Source organism: Teichococcus wenyumeiae (assembly GCF_003696345.1).
Classification (GTDB): Bacteria; Pseudomonadota; Alphaproteobacteria; order Acetobacterales; family Acetobacteraceae; genus Pseudoroseomonas; species Pseudoroseomonas wenyumeiae.
The window spans coordinates 57422-73517 of sequence record NZ_RFLX01000010.1 but is presented as its reverse complement, the minus strand read 5'-3'; the positions used below and the strand labels follow the sequence as shown (position 1 = coordinate 73517).

15 protein-coding genes are annotated in these 16096 nt (G+C 68.6%); 10 read left to right on the top strand and 5 right to left on the bottom strand.

The window, feature by feature from the left end:
- Positions 1-111: 111 nt before the first annotated feature.
- A complete protein-coding gene (locus tag EBE87_RS14540) occupies positions 112-2175 on the top strand; it encodes an AsmA family protein (RefSeq protein WP_233553221.1) in 2064 nt (687 codons plus the stop codon).
- Positions 2176-2211: 36 nt separating this feature from the next.
- On the opposite strand, the gene EBE87_RS14535 is transcribed toward EBE87_RS14540, so the two are convergent.
- The 3 genes from EBE87_RS14535 to EBE87_RS14525 form a co-directional block, all read right to left on the bottom strand.
- Positions 2212-3198 (bottom strand): Bug family tripartite tricarboxylate transporter substrate binding protein, encoded by a 987-nt coding sequence (locus EBE87_RS14535; RefSeq protein WP_120638505.1) that lies wholly within the window; start codon positions 3196-3198, stop codon positions 2212-2214.
- Positions 3199-3284: 86 nt separating this feature from the next.
- Entirely contained in the window at positions 3285-3977 is a 693-nt protein-coding gene (locus EBE87_RS14530; RefSeq protein ID WP_120638506.1) for a GntR family transcriptional regulator, read from the bottom strand.
- A gap of 41 nt (positions 3978-4018) precedes the next feature.
- Positions 4019-4768, bottom strand: coding sequence for a DUF3750 domain-containing protein (locus tag EBE87_RS14525; protein WP_120638507.1), 750 nt, complete (start codon positions 4766-4768; stop codon positions 4019-4021).
- A 120-nt stretch (positions 4769-4888) separates the two neighbouring features.
- Between EBE87_RS14525 and EBE87_RS14520 the strand changes: the two genes are divergently transcribed.
- Complete coding sequence (locus EBE87_RS14520) at positions 4889-5554, top strand: OmpW/AlkL family protein (protein ID WP_233553222.1); 666 nt, start codon at positions 4889-4891, stop codon at positions 5552-5554.
- Positions 5555-5602: 48 nt separating this feature from the next.
- On the top strand, positions 5603-6952 hold the full coding sequence (gene hemN / locus EBE87_RS14515) for an oxygen-independent coproporphyrinogen III oxidase (RefSeq protein ID WP_233553223.1): 1350 nt from the start codon (positions 5603-5605) through the stop codon (positions 6950-6952).
- Here the strand turns inward: hemN and EBE87_RS14510 are convergent.
- A complete protein-coding gene (locus tag EBE87_RS14510) occupies positions 6949-7632 on the bottom strand; it encodes a FadR/GntR family transcriptional regulator (RefSeq protein ID WP_120638508.1) in 684 nt (227 codons plus the stop codon). The two genes, hemN and EBE87_RS14510, sit on opposite strands and share 4 nt — an antisense overlap.
- A gap of 101 nt (positions 7633-7733) precedes the next feature.
- Between EBE87_RS14510 and EBE87_RS14505 the strand changes: the two genes are divergently transcribed.
- The 5 genes from EBE87_RS14505 (at position 7734) to EBE87_RS14485 (ending at position 12243) form a co-directional block, all read left to right on the top strand.
- The gene (locus tag EBE87_RS14505; protein WP_120638509.1) at positions 7734-8420 is read left to right on the top strand and encodes a fumarylacetoacetate hydrolase family protein; all 687 of its coding nucleotides are present in this window, start codon (positions 7734-7736) and stop codon (positions 8418-8420) included.
- Positions 8421-8548: 128 nt separating this feature from the next.
- Positions 8549-8899, top strand: a complete 351-nt coding sequence (locus EBE87_RS14500; protein ID WP_120638510.1) for a CidA/LrgA family protein — start codon at positions 8549-8551, stop codon at positions 8897-8899.
- Positions 8900-8905: 6 nt separating this feature from the next.
- Positions 8906-9634, top strand: coding sequence for an LrgB family protein (locus EBE87_RS14495; RefSeq protein ID WP_120638511.1), 729 nt, complete (start codon positions 8906-8908; stop codon positions 9632-9634).
- Positions 9635-9647: 13 nt separating this feature from the next.
- Positions 9648-10649, top strand: a complete 1002-nt coding sequence (locus tag EBE87_RS14490) for a 2-hydroxyacid dehydrogenase (RefSeq protein WP_120638512.1) — start codon at positions 9648-9650, stop codon at positions 10647-10649.
- A 100-nt stretch (positions 10650-10749) separates the two neighbouring features.
- On the top strand, positions 10750-12243 hold the full coding sequence (locus EBE87_RS14485; RefSeq protein ID WP_120638513.1) for a phospholipase D-like domain-containing protein: 1494 nt from the start codon (positions 10750-10752) through the stop codon (positions 12241-12243).
- A 9-nt stretch (positions 12244-12252) separates the two neighbouring features.
- Here EBE87_RS14485 and EBE87_RS14480 read toward each other — a convergent pair whose 3' ends face one another.
- On the bottom strand, positions 12253-12999 hold the full coding sequence (locus EBE87_RS14480; protein ID WP_120638523.1) for a maleate cis-trans isomerase family protein: 747 nt from the start codon (positions 12997-12999) through the stop codon (positions 12253-12255).
- Positions 13000-13088: 89 nt separating this feature from the next.
- Here EBE87_RS14480 and EBE87_RS14475 point away from each other — a divergent pair, with 89 nt between their 5' ends.
- Together EBE87_RS14475 and EBE87_RS14470 are read left to right on the top strand one after the other, a co-directional pair.
- Positions 13089-14315, top strand: a complete 1227-nt coding sequence (locus EBE87_RS14475) for a serine hydrolase domain-containing protein (RefSeq protein WP_120638514.1) — start codon at positions 13089-13091, stop codon at positions 14313-14315.
- Positions 14316-14606: 291 nt separating this feature from the next.
- A complete protein-coding gene (locus EBE87_RS14470; protein WP_233553224.1) occupies positions 14607-16088 on the top strand; it encodes an ABC transporter substrate-binding protein in 1482 nt (493 codons plus the stop codon).
- The last annotated feature ends 8 nt before the right edge of the window (positions 16089-16096 follow it).

Below are 16096 nucleotides of genomic sequence, written 5' to 3'. Positions count from 1 at the left end.
AGGATAGCGGCCGCCTCCCCGAGGCCCGCCTCACGGTGGCTTGAGCATTACGGCCAGGACAACCCTTGGCCCCTGGCGACGTTGGATGGCTGACAAACATGGAGGACCGCCGTGGCGAACCATCGTACGCGCAGGTGGCTGCTCTGGCTCGGCACCCCGGTGCTGGCCATCGGGCTCTTCCTGCTGCTGTTCCGGTGGGACTGGCTGATTCCCATCGTTGAGTCGCGCGCTTCCGCCGCCCTGGGGCGGGAGGTGACGTTGGAGCATCTGCATGTGAAGCTGGGCCGCACGGTGGTGGTCACGGCCAATAACGTTGTGGTCGGCAACCCGGAGGGCTTCACCGACCCCACGCCCTTCGCGCGGGTCGAAAAGCTCTCCGCGGCTATCAATGTGTGGGACTGGTGGAAGGGCAGGGGTCTGGTCCTGCCCTGGGTCGAGGCCGAGAAGCCCATCCTGAACGTGCGCGCCATGCCCGACGGCCGCGCCAATTACCTCTTCGATACGGGCAGCAGCGACACGCCGGCCGACCCCAATGCCCCGGCGGCGCAGGAGCCGCAGATCGGCGCGCTGCGCATCCATGACGGCCAGGGCAAGGTGGTGCTGCCGCAGCTTCGCGCCGATTTCGACCTGCGCATCGCCACCGAGGGAGAGGAGAAGCCGGGGGCGGAACAACCGGCGGAGGCCGAGCCCGAGCCTGCCTCCACCATGGTCATCGCCGAGAACGGCCTGCCGCTGCCCGCTCCGCCCGCGCCGGAGGCAGCGGATGCCGCGATGCCGGACATGCTGCCCCAGCTCGTGGCCGAGCCTTCCCGCATCATTGTCAGCGCCGAGGGTACCTATGCCGACCAGCCCATCAAGGCGCGGCTGGTCGGCGGCGGCCTGCTCTCGCTGCGGGAGGCGGAGAAGCCCTGGCCGGTGCAGCTGCGGGTGGATAACGGCCCGACCAACGTGTCCCTGCAGGGAACGCTGCAGGATCCCATCCACTTCAAGGGCGCGGCGCTGCAACTGGTGTTCGCCGGGCCGGACATGGGCCTGCTGACGCCGCTGACGGGCGTGCCCATCCCCAAGACGCCGCGCTACCGCGTGGCCGGCGCTCTGGACTACACGGCGGAGCGGGTCCGCTTCAGCGACATCAAGGGCACCGTGGGTAGCAGTGACCTCAATGGCGAGGTGGCCGTGCTGCCGCGCCGGGAGCGGCCGGACGTCACGGTGAACCTCAACTCCCGCCTGGTGGACCTGGATGACCTCGCCGGCTTCGTTGGTGAGGAGCCGGGCGACAAGGCCCCGGCCAAGCCGAGCGAGCGGGTGCTGCCGGATACGCCGGTGAACATGCCGAAGCTGACCGCCGCCGACGTGCATGTGAAATACCGCGCCAGTTCCATCCGCGGCGGGCGCCGGCAGCCGCTGGACAACCTGCGGGCCGATTTCGACATCGTCGAGGGCAATGTGGACCTGCACCCGATCTCCTTCGGCATCGGGCGCGGGCAGATGCTCTTCAGCGGCAAGCTGTCCCCGGTGAATGGCGGCGGGCTGCGGGCGGATGTGAAGGCGGAGTTCCAGCGCCTCGACATCTCCAAGCTGATGCAGGCGGCGGGCTCGGAAGGCGGTGGCGCGCTGAGCGGGCGTGCGGAGCTGCGGGGCACCGGCAAATCCGTGGCGCAACTGCTGGGCACCGGGGATGGGCGGATCACGCTGAGCACGTCCGGCGGCAATCTCTCGGCGCTGCTGGTGGACCTGTCCGGGCTGCGGATCGCCAATGCCATTCTCTCGGCCCTCGGCATCCCGAGCCGCACCGATCTGCAATGCTTCATCGCGGATTTCCGCCTGCAGGACGGCACGCTGAACACGCAGTCGGCGATCATCGATACCGATGAGGCGATCATTATCGGCGATGGCAGCATCAATCTGGCGCGGGAACAGATCGCCTACCGCCTGCGGACCCAGTCGCGCGATTTCACCATCGGCGCGCTTTCCACCGATATCCGCATCGGCGGCACCTTCCGTGACCCGAGCGTGCTGCCGGACCCGGTGGAGCTCGGTGCGCGGGGTGGCGCCGCCGTGGCGCTGGGCTTCCTGAACCCGCTGCTGGCCATCCTGCCCACCATCCAGTTCGGTACGGATGAGGACAGTGGCTGCAAGTCCCTCGCCAACCGCGCCGGCAGCCGGCGGCGGTAAGGGGCGCCCCGGGGCCGAGGCCCCGGGGCAGTCCGGTTATTCCACCTGGATCTTCGCGTTGCGCGCCACATCGCCCCAGCGCTTCGTCTCGCTGGCGATGAAGGTGCGGAATTCCTCTGGCGTATTGCCGATGGGCGTGATGCCCAGCTCGCGGAAGCGGGCGGTCACGGTGTCAGACTTCAGCGCCGCCACGGCTTCCTTGTTCAGCCGCGCCACGATCTCGGGCGGCGTGCCGGCGGGGGCGAAGAAGCCGTGCCAGGACAGGCTCTCGAAGCCCGGCACGGTTTCCGCGATGGCGGGAATATCGGGCGCCGTCTGGCTGCGCGTGGCGGAGGTCACGCCCAGGATGCGGATCTTGCCTTCCTTGGCGAAGGGCCAGGCGGAGGAGAAGTTGTCGAAGGCCAGCGGCAGCTCGCCGGTCAGCAGCGCCGTCATGATCTGGCCGCTGCCGCGATAGGGCACATGCTCCATCTCCGTCCCCGTAAGCTGGGAAAAGAGCGCGCCGGCCAGATGGATGGAGGTGCCGACGCCGGAGGAGCCGTAATTGTACTTGCCCGGGTTCGCCTTCAGCAGCGCGATCAGCTCCTGGATGTTCTTCGCGGGCAGGTCGTTGGTCACGGCCAGCGCATTCGGCTGCGCCGCGAGCTGCGTGATCGGCGCGAAGTCCTTCAGGTTGTCATAAGGCATCTTCACGAAGATCGAAGGATTGATCGCGTGGCTGCTGATGGTGCCGAGGCAGATGGTATAGCCATCCGGCGTGGCGCGGGCGCAGGCCTCGCTGCCGATATTGCCGCCGGCACCCGGGCGGCTTTCCACCACCAGCGGCTGGCCCAGCGTCTCGCTCATCTTCTGGCCGACAAGGCGCGCCACGGTGTCCGAGGTGCCGGCGGAGAAGGGCACGATCACGCGGATCGGCTGGGTCGGGTAGGCGCGGTTCTGCGCCGCCGCGGGCGAGGCGGCCCAGGGCGCCGCCAGCGTCAGCATCGCCGCGGCGAAGGCAGCGCGCGGGAAGAGCTTGCTCATTCCATTCCTCCTTATGGCAGGGCGTTGGCCGCCCGCCGATTGGGTTACTCAGGCACGTCATCCGGCGGCGCCGCCACTGGCACGTCTCAGCCGCGCAGTTCCTCGGGAAAGGCCACGGCCAGGGACCGGAGGGCATGCGCGCGCATCAGAGCTTCCGCCGCCTCGGCCTCGCCATCCGCGATGGCCTTGAGGATGGCGGCGTGCTCGTCCAGGGCCTGTGGCGGCTCATTCGCCGCCGCCAGCGCCCGGGCACGGCCGATATGGTCATAGGCGCCCAGCGCGTTCAGGCTGCGGATCAGGAAGCTGTTGCCGCAGATGGCGTGCAGGGTGTCGTGGAAGCCCTCATTCGCCCGCCGCAGCACCGCCGGGTCGCCGAGCGCCGTGGCCGCGCGCATGGCGGAGAGGCGGGATTGCAGCGCCGCGATATCGGCCGGCTTGGCCCGCCGCGCGGCAAGCCCGGCGGCGGCGCCTTCCAGCGCGGCCCGGATACGGCCCATCTCCACCAGCCGCGCGGTGTCCAGCGGCGCGACGAAGGAGCCGCTGCGGGGGCGGGTTTCCACCATGCCCTCGGCTTCCAACTGGCGCAGCGCTTCACGGACCGGCTGGGCCGAGATGCCGAGGGCGGCGGCCAGGCCACGTTCCGACAGCTTGGTGCCGGAGGTCAGCATCCCGTCGACGATGGCTTCCCGCAGCCGCTCGTAGGCGCGGTCGGCCAGCGGGCGGAGGTCGTCTTCCGCCGGCAATGGGTTCAGCGCGGACGGGGCTGGGACATGGGCCATTCCATCTGCCATAGCAGAGCCCCCGCCGGGGCGGCAAGCGCTTAGCCGAGCCCGAAACCCAGCCGCCCCAGCCCCGGCAGTTTCAGTGCCGGCCGCCGCAGGTCCAGCCCCGCCACGGCGCCAAGGATATTGATCTCGATGCCCTCCACCCAGGCCAGGGTCAGCCCGCCATAGCCCCCCAGCGTCAGCCGCAACCCGGTGCCGGAGGGCGTGCCGCGCAGCCAGCGGCCGTCATAGGGATAGTCCTTGCCAATGGCATTGGGCGGCAGCGCCAGCGTCACTTCCGGCAGGCCGTCCAGCACGGCGGCGACGAAGGTATTGGAATTGGGCCCGGGCCAAGCCTGATAATCGCCCCGGTTGCGGAAGGCATATTCCGCGATGGCCTGCTTCACGCGCGGGATCAGTGCCTCCGCCGCTGCGCCATCGGCTGAGAAGACAGTCTCCGGCAGGTGGCCGAACCAGCGGCCATCGGGCTCGAAGCCATTCATGCGGATCGGCTCGCCCCAGGCGGTATAGTCGTAGCGCGTGTAGTGCGCCGCCCCTTCCGGCTTGAAGGCGATCCAGCAGTGCACGGCGAAGATGCCACGCCAGCGCACCGTCTGCGCCGCGAAGACGCGCAGCACCGCCGGGCGATGCGCCGCCGGTGCCGGCAGCAAGCCGGCGGAGGTGCGGTCGGCGGTCTGCCAGCCGGCGCCCTGGCCTTTCTGCCAATAAAGGGCGGCGGAGATGCAGAGTGGGAGGATGAAGAACAGCAGGAAGAGCCCGAGGGCATATTTGAGCAGGATCGGCATCGAGCAGAGATTGTTCCGCTTTCGCCAAAGGCAATGATGACGCAGATCAAGGAAGGCCCCGGCCAAGCTTTCTATGACCCCTTTCAGGCGGCCCAGGCTGCCTGAAAGAGAGAGTTTTCCGTGAACCAGATTCTTCGTAGCCTTTCCGCCGCCGCGGCCTTCTCCTGCCTCGCGGCGCTTCCCCTGGCCAACACCGCCACGGCGCAGGAGCCGGTGCGCGGCAAGCTGGCCGGCGACCTCGTGCTCGGCATCGGCGTCATCGGCGTGCTGCCGGATTCAGGTGGGCGGGTGGATGCCATCGGCGGCAAGCCCCATGCGAGCGACAGTGCCTCGCCGCAGCTGGACCTCACCTGGTTCGCCACGCCCAACCTGTCCCTCAACCTGATCGCCGCCACCACGCGCCATGATGTGCATGTGAATGGCTCGGCGCTGGGTGAGGTGGACCTCGGCCGGGTCTGGGCGCTGCCGCCGACCTTGACGCTGCAATTCCATCCTTTCCCGCAGGCGCGCGTCAGCCCCTATGTGGGCGCGGGCATCAACTACACCTTCTTCTATTCCGAAGGTGGCCGCCGCACGCCGCCGGTGGAGAAGGTGGATGTGAAGAACGGCTGGGGCTGGGCGCTGAATGCCGGCGTGGATATCGAGGTGGCGCCGCGCTGGGCGGTGAATTTCGACGTCAAGAAGCTGTTCCTGCGGCCGGATGTCTCGGTCAACAGTGGTGCCATCGGGGCGCGGGCCGATCTGGACCCCTGGATCGTCGGCGCGGGCGTGCGTTACCGCTTCTGACTTGACCTGGCTCAAGGCGCGGGGCGCGGCACCGGCGAGAATGCCGGCATGACCGACACCCCGATGCCCTCCTGCGATCTGCTCGCCCTGGCCGAGGCCAGGGTGCCTCGCTACACCAGCTATCCCACCGCCGCGCAGTTCGGTGCGCTGGAAGAGGCCACTTACCGCGAGTGGCTCCAGCGGGGCATCGGCGCGGCGGACCCGCTTTCGCTCTACCTGCATGTGCCCTTCTGCCGCGACCTCTGCTGGTATTGCGCCTGCCATGCCAAGCCGACGCGCTCCGATGCACGCGTCACTGCCTATGGCGCCGCACTGCGGGCGGAACTGGAGCTGCTGGCGGCGGCGCTGCCGGCGCATGGCGGCATCTCCCACCTGCATTTCGGCGGCGGCACCCCTTCCATCCTGAAGGCGGAGGGGCTGGGCCTGCTGCTGGCCGCCATCCGCGCCCGCATCGGCATCCGCCCCGGTGCCGAACTGGCCATCGAGTTGGACCCGCGCCTGATGGACGAGGCCCTGGTGGAGGGGCTGGGCGCGCTGGGCTTCAACCGCGCCAGCCTGGGCGTGCAGGACATCGCGCCTGAGGTGCAGGCGCGCATCGGCCGCCCGCAGCCCGCCGAGATGGTGCGCGTGGGGGTGGAGCGGCTGCGGCGCGTGGGCATCACCGGCATCAACCTGGACCTGATGTATGGGCTGCCGGCGCAGACCGTGGCGCATGTGGAGGCCAGCGCGCGCTTCGCGGCGGAACTGCGGGTGCCGCGCATCGCCGTGTTTGGCTATGCCCATGTGGCCTGGATGAAGCCGCACCAGAAGGCCATCGACTCCAGCCTGCTGCCCGATGCCTCCGCGCGCATGGGCCAGGCGGATGCCGCCGAGGCGGTGCTGCGCGCCGCCGGCTATGTGGCCCTGGGCCTGGACCATTTTGCGCTGCCCCAGGACCCACTGGCCGTCGCGGCCGATGAAGGCCGGCTGCGCCGCAACTTCCAGGGCTACACGACCGATACGGCGCCGGCCCTGCTGGGGCTGGGAGCTTCCTCCATCGGCGTGCTGCGCGGCGGCTTCGCGCAGAACATCGCCGATGAGCGCCGCTATGCCGAGACCGTGGCGGCCGGCCGCCTGCCGGTGGCGCGCGGCATCGCCACCACGGAGGAGGACCGGCTGCGCGCCGGGCTGATCGAGCGGCTGATGTGCGACTTCGCGCTGGATCTCTGCGCCGTGCCGGATGCCATGCTGGTGGATGCCATGGCACGCCTGGGGCCGCTGGAGCGGGACGGGCTGGTGCGGCTGGATGGCGCGCATCTGCTGGTGCCGCCGGCCCGGCGGCGCTTCGTGCGGCAGGTGGCGGCCTGCTTCGATGCCTATTGGCGGCCGGCGGCGCAGCGCCACTCGGCGGCGGTCTAGCCCGCGGCGATGATCCGGTGCACGGCCGCGATGTGGTCGTGCATCCGTGCCTGCGCCGCCGCAGCCTCGCCACCCGCGATGGCGGCGACGATGCCTTCATGCTCCGCGAAGGAGGGGTGGCCAGGCGGCGGGCCCTCCGGCTGCGGGCGCGGGCGGTTCCAGGTCAGCACGCGGCGGATGGCGGCGAGCTGGTCAAACAGATGCAGCAGCAGCGGATTGCCGGCGGCGGCGGCGATCTCCCGGTGCAGCCGGGCATCCTGGCCCTCGTAGCCGCGCCAGGAGAGGCCGGGGCGGCGGGAAGCCTCCATGGCGGCCCGCATGGCCTCCACCTGCTCCGGGGTGGCGTGGCGCGCGGCCAGCGCCGCCAGTTGCGGCTCCAGCACCAGCCGTGCCCGCAGCGTGTCCTCCGCCCCGGCCTGCCGCGCCAGTTGCGCCACGTCGCCAATGGCGGCCAGCGGCCGGGCGCCCAGGAAGGTGCCCTTTCCGACATGGCGCCAGAGCTGCCCTTCCGCCTCCAGCGTTGCCAGCGCCTTGCGGAGTTCGGCACGGGATACGCCCAGCGCCTCCGCCAGCTCACGCTCCGGCGGCAGGCGACCGGAATCGGGCAGGGGGGTGCTGGCGAGATAGGCCTGCAGCAGCGTCAGCACCGGCGTGCCGTCCAGGCCGGGTTCAGGTTCCATGACGCATTGCCATAGGCGGCCTTCCGGCGTCACGCCAGCGGCTTGACGGCTTCCGGGCACAGGCGTAACCAATTTGTCGATTGGTTCAGGAGAAGACCGCCATGCGCTACGTCATCGAGCCCGCGCCCGAGACCACCATCCCCGTCGCTGGCGAGGAAGGCGTCTTCCCGGTTCGGCGCATCTGGTGCGTCGGCCGCAACTACGCCGACCATGCGCGCGAGATGGGCCATGACCCGGACCGCGAACCGCCCTTCTTCTTCTCCAAGCCCGCCAATGCCGCCGTGCCCGGTGGCACCTTGCCTTTCCCCGGCCAGACCAAGGACCTGCACCACGAGGTCGAGCTGGTGGCGGCCATCGGCAAGGGCGGCAAGGACATCCCGGCCGAGCGCGCGCTGGAGCATGTCTATGGTTATGCTATCGGCCTGGACATGACGCGCCGCGACATCCAGGCCGAAGCCAAGAAGCTTGGTCGTCCCTGGGAACTTTCCAAGGGCTTCGACCAGTCCTGCCCGATCAGCCCGATCGTGCCGGCCGCGCGCATCGGCCACCCGACCCAGGGCAAGATCGAGATCACGGTCAACGGCAAGGTGCAGCAGACCGGCGACATGAACCAGATGATCTGGTCACTGCCGGAGGCCATCGCCTATCTCTCCCGCTACGTGGAGCTGCTGCCGGGCGACCTGATCATGACCGGCACCCCGGCCGGTGTCAGCGCCGTGAAGCCGGGCGACACCATGCACGGCACCTGCGAGGGCGTGGGCGAGGTGACGGTCACCTACGCCGCCTGAGGCTCGCACCCTTCGCAAGGCTGGCCGGTTGCATTGTGCGTTGCAGCATCGGCCAGCCGGAGGGAACCTGAGGGTCCTTGCGCTGTAGGGACCCTTGCCATGTCCATCTTCATCACCGCGTGCCGGCCATGACCGGCGCGATCACTGCCCTGTTGGTCTGCCAGCTGATCGGCGAGGTCCTGGCACGCGTGCTGCACCTGCCCGTTCCTGGGCCGGTGATCGGCATGGTCCTGCTGTTCCTGGCGCTGCTGCTGCGCTACCCGGAAGGTGAACCGCCGGAAGCCCTGGGCAAGGTGGCGGATACGCTGCTGGGCAACCTGGGCCTGCTCTTTGTTCCGGCGGGCGTCGGCGTGGTGGTGCTGCTGCATACCCTGGCGCAGAACTGGCTGTCCCTGATGCTGGCCATCGTGGGGGGCACGCTGCTCGCCATGGTCATCACCGGGCGGCTGGCGCAGGCTTTGCTGCGGCGCTGGGGCTGAACCGCCATGCCCGCCGATATCGCGGCCATCTGGGTTTACCTGGCACGGGAGCCGCTCTCCGCCCTGACCTTCACGCTGCTGGCCTGGCTGGCGGCGGTGCGGCTGCACCGGCTGGCGCATTACCACCCGCTGGCCAATCCAGTGCTGATCGCGGTGCTGATCCTGGCGGCTGGGCTGATGGCGGCCGGCATCGACTACCGCGCCTATTTCCAGGGCGCGCAATTCGTCCATTTCCTGCTCGGCCCGGCCACGGTGGCGCTGGCCATCCCGCTGCACCGGCAATGGCACGGGCTGCGCAGCGCCATGGTGCCGGCGGTGCTGTCCATCCTCCTCGGCGGCATGCTGGCGGCGGCGCTTGGCGTCGGCATCGCGGCGGCCCTGGGTTCCCCGGCGGAGATCGTCGCTTCCCTGGGGCCTCGTTCGGTCACCACACCCGTCGCCATGGGCATCGCGGAGCGGCTGGGCGGGCTGCCTTCGCTGACCGCCGTGGTGGTGCTCTGCTCCGGCGCCGTGGGCGCCGTGCTGGGACCGATGGCCATGGACTGGGCCGGAATCCGCGACTGGCGGGCAAGGGGGCTGGCCATCGGTACGGCCGCCCATGGCATCGGCACGGCGCGGGCGCTTTCGGTGAACATGCAGGCAGGGGTGTTCAGCGGGCTCGCAATGGGGCTGAATGCGGTACTGACGGCGCTCTGGCTGCCTTTCCTGTGGAGCCTGCTGCGTTCGCTCGGTTGAAAGACAGGTACCGATGCGCATCGCCTTCTTCAGCACCAAGACCTATGACCGCAACAGCTTCGATGAAGCCAACCGCGATTACGGTCACGAGATCGGTTACTTCGAGCCGCGCCTGGATGCGGTGACGGCCACGCTCGCCGCCGGCTGGCCCGCCGTCTGCGCCTTCGTCAACGACCGCCTGGATGCCTCGGCTCTGGCCGCGCTGGCCGAAGGCGGCACGCGGCTGGTGGCGCTGCGCTGCGCCGGCTTCAACAATGTCGATCTTGCGGCGGCGGAGCGGCTCGGCATCGCGGTGGTGCGGGTGCCGGCCTATTCGCCGGAGGCGGTTTCCGAATTCACCATCGGCCTGTTGCTGGCGCTGGACCGCAAGATCCACCGTGCCTGGGCCCGCGTGCGGGAGAACAACTTCTCCCTGGACGGGCTGCTGGGCCTCGGGCTGCATGGGCGCGTGGCGGGGGTGGTCGGCACCGGCCGCATCGGCGGGCTGGTGGCGCGGGCGCTGCGGCTGGGCTTCGGCTGCGAGGTGCTGGCGTCCGACCATGTGCAGGACCCCGCGCTGATCGCCGCCGGTATCCGCTATGTGCCGGTGGAGCAACTGCTGGCGGAGGCCGATATCGTCACCCTGCACTGTCCCCTGACGCCGGAGACGCATCATCTGGTCAATGCCGCCAGCCTCGCGGCGGCGCGGCCGGGCTTCCAGTTGGTCAATACCAGCCGGGGCGCGCTGGTGGATGCCGATGCGCTGATCGACGCGCTGAAATCCGGCCGCGTCGGCGGCGTGGCGCTGGATGTCTACGAGCAGGAAGGCGACCTGTTCTTCGAGGACCTGTCCAATGAAATCATCCAGGACGACGTGTTCCAGCGCCTGCTGACCTTTCCCAACGTGCTGGTCACCGGCCACCAGGCCTTCCTGACCCGCCCGGCCTTGCAGGCCATCGCGCGCACTACCCTGCAATCGGCCACGGATTTCGCCGCCGGCCGGCCGCTGCCCAACCGCCTCGGCACCTCGGGCTGAGCCATGCAACCCGGACCCCTGGCAGCCGTTGCTTCGCCGGCCACCAAATGGTCACGATGCGGCCTTGGCGCCGCCAGGGACGGGAGTGAAACCAGCAGGCATGGACCAATCCGCCCCCCTTCGCGCGGCATCTCCGCTGCTGCGGCCGGGCGAGAACTGCTGGCGCATCGCCCGGGCCGACCGCGCAGCGGTGATCGTCGATGCCGATGATTATTTCCGCGTCGCCCGCGCCGCCATGCTCGCCGCCCGGCACCGCATCATGCTGGTGGGCTGGGATTTCGATGCGCGCATCCGGTTGGGGCAGGCAGATGCCGGCGATGACGCTCCCGAGCAGCTAGGCGATTTCATTCTCTGGCTGGTGAAGCGGCGGCCGGAGCTGGAAGTCTTCCTGCTGCGCTGGGACCTGGGCGCGGTGAACACGCTGTTCCGCGGCACCACCATCCTGACCCTGGCGCGCTGGATGTGGCACAAGCGCATCACCGCGCGGCTGGATGGCATGCATCCCGCCGGCGCCTCGCATCACCAGAAGATCGTGGTGCTGGATGACAGCCTCGCTTTCTGCGGCGGCATCGACATGACTTCGGACCGCTGGGACACCCGGCAGCACCTGGACTCGGACCCCGGCCGCCGCCGCCCCAACGGCAGCCCCTACAAGCCCTGGCACGATGCCACCATGGCGCTGGAGGGAGAGGCCGCCCGTGCCATCGGGCAGGTGGCGCGCGACCGCTGGCGCGCCGCGGGCGGGCGTGAGCTGAAGCCGGTGGAAAGCTGCACCGATTGCTGGCCCGAGACGCTGGCGCCGCAGTTCGGGAACGTGGATGTCGCCATCGCCCGCACCTATCCGCAGATGCCGGATGTGGAACCGGTCCATGAGATCGAGCGCCTTTACCTCGACCTGATCGGCAGCGCGCGGCGCTTCATCTATGCGGAAAGCCAGTATTTCGCGTCCCGCCGCATCGCCGAGGCCATCGCGAAGCGGCTGGCTGAGCCGGATGGGCCGGAGATCGTCCTGGTGAACCCGGTCACCGCCCAGGGATGGCTGGAGCCGATCGCCATGGACACCGCCCGTGCCCGGCTGCATGAGGCGCTGCGGCGGGCCGACAAGCATGGCCGCTTCCGGCTCTACCACCCCTTCACGGCGGGGGGCGAGCCGATCTACGTCCATGCCAAGATCATGATCGTGGATGACCGCGTGCTGCGCGTCGGCTCCTCCAACATGAACAACCGGTCGCTGCGGCTCGACACCGAATGCGACGTGGCCGTCGATGCCGGCGCGCCCTGCGACCCCGACCTTTCCGACCGCATCCGCCGCTTCCGGGATTCTCTGCTGGCCGAGCATCTCGGCGCGGAGGAAGCCGAGGTCGCGCGGCGGATGGAGCAGGAGGGGTCGCTGATCCGCACCATCGAGAAGCTGCGCGGCCCGGGGCGCTCCCTGCGCCCTTACGAGGAGCCGGACCTCAATGCCGTCGAGCAATGGCTGGCGGATAACGAGGTGCTGGACCCGGAAGGGCCAGAGGAGATGTTCGAATCCCTCAGCCGCCGCGGCCTGTTCCGCGGCGGCCGGCTGCGGCGCCTGCTGCGCCGCAAGCCCTGAGGCGCGGCCTCAGAAGTCGGAAAGCAGCCGGCCGAAGCCCTGCATCTGGTCCTTGATGCCGTTGGCGCGCAGGGCGTGCCAGTAGGTCGCGGTATTGATGGCCACGACAGGCTTGCCCAGCCACATCTCCGCCGCCGCCGCCAGCCGCACCATGGACAGGTTGGTGCCGACCTGCACGATGGCGTCCACGTCGTCGCCGTCCAGCTCGCGCAGCACGCCGCGCAGGGTGTCTTCCGTCACCTCGGCGATGGCGGTCCAGGACTTGCACTGCAGGCAGGTCTCGCGCACCGTCTCGAAGCCCATGTCGCCGAAATACCGCTTCACCTCGGCATTGATCACCGGCCAGTAGGGTGAAAGGAAGGCGATGCGCTTGACGCCGCCATAGGCGTTCAGCGCGGCGGCGCAGGCATGGCTGCCGACGCTGATCTTCACGCCCGCCTCGTCCTCCACCTTCTTCACGAAGGCATCGGCGCCCTTGGCGCCATCGAAGAAGGTGACGGCCGACATGCCCATGACCAGATAGTCGGGCTTGCAGGTCATGACGCTGCGCACCGCGTCCAGCACATTGCCGGCGATCACCTCGGTGCCGGCGCGGGAGCTTTCGTTGCTGACCGCGTTGGCATTGGGCGTGAAGATGCGGGAATAGTGGTTGGTGACGCCCATCGGACGCATTGCGTCGAAGTCGGGCTGGACGATGGTATTGGTGGAAGGGCCAAGCACGCCGAACTTCGCGCGCCAGCCTTGGACGTCAGGCATCACCGGTTCCTTCACTTGCGTCTCCGGCTGGCCAAACCAGCCGGTGGCCGGCATGGTGGCGCATCACGCCGCAGTGGGGAAGCCATTCCATGAACGACGCGTTTCATGCCGTGAAACCGGATGATGTCGGCCTCAGCGGCGAAAGGCTGGCCCGTGTCGATGCCTGGCGGGAGGCGCTGATCCGCGACGGAAAGCTGGCTGGCGCCACCACGCTGGTCATGCGACGCGGGCAGGTAGCGCATCTGGGCTGCTCGGGCCTCGCGGACATGGAGCGCGGCGTGGCCATGACGCCGGACAGCATCCTGCGCATCTATTCCATGACCAAGCCGCTCACCAGCGTCGCCATCATGATGCTCTACGAGGAAGGCCGCTTCCAGCTGGACGACCCGGTCACGCGCTTCCTGCCCTGTTTCCGCGACATGCGGGTCTTCACCGGCGGCAGCCGCGGCTCCTTCGAATCAGTGCCGGCGGAGCGCGACATCACCTTCCGGGACCTGCTGACGCATACCGCCGGCCTGACCTATGGCTTCATGCAATCCACGCTGGTGGATGCGATGTACCGCGAGCAGGGCGTCGACTTCCAGACCTCTGACCGCAGCCTGGGCGAGGTGGTGGAACTGGCGGCCTCCCTGCCGCTGCTGGCGCAGCCGGGGCGTGCCTGGAACTATTCCATCGCCACCGATGTGCTGGGGCATCTCGTCGCCGTCATCTCCGGCCAGGATTTCGGGGATTTCATGCGGCAGCGGATCATCGCGCCGCTGGGTATGGCGGATACGGATTTCCATGTGCCGGAGCACAAGCTGCCGCGCTTCGCTGCCTGCTACGCGCGGGGGCAGGATGGGCGGCCCGTGCTGATCGACGACCCGCGCGAAGGTCGCTTCAGCGCGCCACGTGCCATCTGCTCCGGGGGAGGCGGCCTGGTCTCCACCGTATGGGACTATGCGCGCTTCTGCCGCTTCCTGCTGAACAAAGGGGAGCTTGAAGGCGTGCGGCTGCTCGGCCGCAAGACGGTGGAATTGATGATGAGCAACCACCTGGACGGCGACATGGCCGCCATGGGCCAGGCCCGCTTTTCTGAAAGCACCTATACGGGCATCGGCTTTGGCCTGGGCTTCTCCGTCATGCTAGACCCGGCACGCGCGCAGATCCTCGGCACGCCGGGTGAATGCGCCTGGGGCGGTGCCGCGAGCACGGCCTTCTGGGTGGACCCGGTGGAAGACATGGCGGTGATCCTGCTGACGCAGCTCATGCCATCCTCGACCTACCCGCTGCGCCGTGAATTGCGGGTGCTGACGTATCAGGCCATCACGGACTGATGCGGAAGACGGAAGTTCCACTCAGCGGAACTTTCGCTTTTTGGAAAGACATTGTTGCGACAAGCAAGAAGTCGAATGGCTACGGCGGAAGAATGATCGCATTGCGGAACATTGCCGGCAACCATACAAAAGCTCTAGCGGCACAATAAACTTTAGGTAACATCCGTAAGGAAACGTTGAGGGAACAGTACATTGATGCAGTACCGTAATGCAGCTCTTCCGGCTGTGGCACTTCTCGCGGCCCTTGCCGCGGCGCCGGCTGTCGCCGAAACGACGCTGACCATTGCGGCTATGACATCTCCAAGCGCCCTCGACCCACATTACCATTCCACCAACAACAACAACATGGCGCTGCAGCAGATCTTCGACTCCCTGGTTGAGGAGGCGAATTCCGGCGAGTTGAAGCCCAGGCTCGCGGCATCCTGGCGGGTGGTCGATGACCTGACCTGGGAATTCAAGCTGCGCCAGGGCGTGCAGTTCCATGACGGCACGCCCTTCGAGGCCGAGGATATCGCCTTCACGCTGGAGCGTATTCCGAATGTCCCCAATAGCCCGGGGCCCTTCACGCCTTATGCGCGCTCGATCAAATCGGTGGAGGTGGTCGATCCGCTGACGGTGCGCATCCATACGCACCAGCCCAATCCTTTCCTGGATTACGACCTGACGCGCGTGCTGATCCTGTCGCGCAAGATCCATATGGATGCGACGACATCTGGCTTCACCTCCGGCAAGCTGGCGATCGGCACCGGCCCTTACCGCTACCGCTCCTTCGTGCTGAACGAGCGTCTGTCGCTGGAAGCCAATCCGAATTTCTATGGCGCGAAGCCGGCCTGGGATCGGGTCGAGACGCGCTATGTCTCCAGCGCCGGCTCCCGCGTCGCGGCCATTCTGGCGGGTGAGGTCGATCTGATCGACACGGTGCCCGTGCAGGATGTGAAGCGGCTGCAGGCGGATTCCCGCATCACCATCAGCGGCACCGACAGCTACGGCACCGCCTATCTCTTTCCGGACAGCGGCCGGGATCAGGTGCCCTTCATCACGGATAAGCAGGGCAAGCCGCTGGCGCGCAACCCCTTGCAGGACCGGCGGGTGCGGGAGGCATTGTCGCTGGCCATCAACCGGCAGGGCATCGTGGACCGGCTGCTGGCCGGGCAGGGCACGCCGGCCGAGCAGTTCGCGCCGCCGCCGGTGCAGGACCGTGCGCGCGGCCTGCCGCCGCTGGCCACCGATATCGAGCGCGCGCGGAAGCTGCTGGCGGAAGCCGGCTATGCCGAGGGCTTCCGCATGACCGTGCATGGCCCGAATGGCTTCTTCGCCAGTGACTCGGATGTGCTGCAGGCCATCGCGCAGGGCTTCAACCGCATCGGCGTGGAGACCCAGGTGGAGGTGCTGCCGCCGGCGAATTTCTTCACCCGCGCCACGAACCGCGACTTCGCGATGTTCCTGACGACCTATACCGCGAACCTGGCGGCCAACACGCTGCGCCAGGTGGCGATGACCAGGAAGACGGAGACCGGCGCCGGTCCCTTCAACCGGCAGCATTACTCCAACCCGGCGGTGGATGGGCCGCTGGAGGAAGCGCTGCGCACCATGGACCCCGCCCGCCGCCTGCAACTGACGGGGCAGTCCATGACGGCGCTGGTGGAGGACAAGGGCGTGATCCCGGTCTTCTACCTGCGCGTGAACTGGGCGGCCCGCAAGGACCGCATCACCTACGATGCTAGCCCCAACTGGTACACTTCGGCGCTCTATGCCGCACCTGTGCAGCGCTGAGACGGAGA

Coding starts and splice junctions, on each gene's coding strand:
- EBE87_RS14535 (WP_120638505.1), bottom strand. CDS start 3,198: ATGAGCAAGCTCTTCCCGCGCGCTGCCTTCGCCGCGGCGATGCTGACG.
- hemN (WP_233553223.1), top strand. CDS start 5,603: ATGACCGACACCCCGATGCCCTCCTGCGATCTGCTCGCCCTGGCCGAG.
- EBE87_RS14510 (WP_120638508.1), bottom strand. CDS start 7,632: ATGGAACCTGAACCCGGCCTGGACGGCACGCCGGTGCTGACGCTGCTG.
- EBE87_RS14500 (WP_120638510.1), top strand. CDS start 8,549: ATGACCGGCGCGATCACTGCCCTGTTGGTCTGCCAGCTGATCGGCGAG.
- EBE87_RS14485 (WP_120638513.1), top strand. CDS start 10,750: ATGGACCAATCCGCCCCCCTTCGCGCGGCATCTCCGCTGCTGCGGCCG.
- EBE87_RS14505 (WP_120638509.1), top strand. CDS start 7,734: ATGCGCTACGTCATCGAGCCCGCGCCCGAGACCACCATCCCCGTCGCT.
- EBE87_RS14480 (WP_120638523.1), bottom strand. CDS start 12,999: ATGCCTGACGTCCAAGGCTGGCGCGCGAAGTTCGGCGTGCTTGGCCCT.
- EBE87_RS14475 (WP_120638514.1), top strand. CDS start 13,089: ATGAACGACGCGTTTCATGCCGTGAAACCGGATGATGTCGGCCTCAGC.
- EBE87_RS14495 (WP_120638511.1), top strand. CDS start 8,906: ATGCCCGCCGATATCGCGGCCATCTGGGTTTACCTGGCACGGGAGCCG.
- EBE87_RS14530 (WP_120638506.1), bottom strand. CDS start 3,977: ATGGCCCATGTCCCAGCCCCGTCCGCGCTGAACCCATTGCCGGCGGAA.
- EBE87_RS14525 (WP_120638507.1), bottom strand. CDS start 4,768: ATGCCGATCCTGCTCAAATATGCCCTCGGGCTCTTCCTGCTGTTCTTC.
- EBE87_RS14470 (WP_233553224.1), top strand. CDS start 14,607: ATGACATCTCCAAGCGCCCTCGACCCACATTACCATTCCACCAACAAC.
- EBE87_RS14490 (WP_120638512.1), top strand. CDS start 9,648: ATGCGCATCGCCTTCTTCAGCACCAAGACCTATGACCGCAACAGCTTC.